This is a genomic window from Kitasatospora sp. NPDC032757 (assembly GCF_055579305.1).
This window is the reverse complement of sequence record NZ_JBVINN010000102.1, coordinates 1-1,501: the sequence shown is the minus strand read 5'-3', so window position 1 is coordinate 1,501 and position 1,501 is coordinate 1. Positions and strand designations below refer to the sequence as shown.

Sequence of the window (1,501 nt, the reverse complement as noted above, 5' to 3'; positions counted from 1 at the left end):
CTGAGGACAAGCCCTCGGCCTATTAGTACCGGTCAACTCCACCCCTCACAGGGCTTCCATATCCGGCCTATCAACCCAGTCGTCTACTGGGAGCCTTACCCTCTCAAGGAGGTGGGAGTGCTCATCTCGAAGCAGGCTTCCCGCTTAGATGCTTTCAGCGGTTATCCCTCCCGAACGTAGCCAACCAGCCATGCCCTTGGCAGGACAACTGGCACACCAGAGGTTCGTCCGTCCCGGTCCTCTCGTACTAGGGACAGCCCTTCTCAACACTCCTACGCGCACAGCGGATAGGGACCGAACTGTCTCACGACGTTCTAAACCCAGCTCGCGTACCGCTTTAATGGGCGAACAGCCCAACCCTTGGGACCTACTCCAGCCCCAGGATGCGACGAGCCGACATCGAGGTGCCAAACCATCCCGTCGATATGGACTCTTGGGGAAGATCAGCCTGTTATCCCCGGGGTACCTTTTATCCGTTGAGCGACGGCGCTTCCACAAGCCACCGCCGGATCACTAGTCCCTACTTTCGTACCTGCTCGACCCGTCAGTCTCACAGTCAAGCTCCCTTGTGCACTTACACTCAACACCTGATTGCCAACCAGGCTGAGGGAACCTTTGGGCGCCTCCGTTACCCTTTAGGAGGCAACCGCCCCAGTTAAACTACCCACCAGACACTGTCCCTGATCCGGATCACGGACCCAGGTTAGACATCCAGCACGACCAGAGTGGTATTTCAACGACGACTCCACAACAACTGGCGTTGCTGCTTCAAAGTCTCCCACCTATCCTACACAAGCCGAACCGAACACCAATATCAAGCTATAGTAAAGGTCCCGGGGTCTTTCCGTCCTGCTGCGCGAAACGAGCATCTTTACTCGTAATGCAATTTCACCGGGCCTATGGTTGAGACAGTCGAGAAGTCGTTACGCCATTCGTGCAGGTCGGAACTTACCCGACAAGGAATTTCGCTACCTTAGGATGGTTATAGTTACCACCGCCGTTTACTGGCGCTTAAGTTCTCAGCTTCGCCTGGACGAATCCAAGCTAACCGGTCCCCTTAACGTTCCAGCACCGGGCAGGCGTCAGTCCGTATACATCGCCTTACGGCTTCGCACGGACCTGTGTTTTTAGTAAACAGTCGCTTCTCGCTGGTCTCTGCGGCCACCCCCAGCTCTGGCAGCAAGTGCCGTCACCAGGAATGGCCCCCCTTCTCCCGAAGTTACGGGGGCATTTTGCCGAGTTCCTTAACCATAGTTCACCCGAACGCCTCGGTATTCTCTACCTGACCACCTGAGTCGGTTTGGGGTACGGGCCGCCATGAAACTCGCTAGAGGCTTTTCTCGACAGCATAGGATCATCCACTTCACCACAATCGGCTCGGCATCAGGTCTCAGCCTTAATGAGTGACGGATTTGCCTATCACTCGGCCTACACCCTTACCCCGGGACAACCACCGCCCGGGCTGGACTACCTTCCTGCGTCACCCCATCGCTCACCTACT

General features: G+C 56.4%; 1 rRNA gene. It reads right to left on the bottom strand.

Going from position 1 to position 1,501, the window contains the following annotated elements:
* Positions 1-2: 2 nt before the first annotated feature.
* Positions 3-1,501: ribosomal RNA gene (locus ACZ5WK_RS40250) — 23S ribosomal RNA — on the bottom strand; the annotation flags it as partial.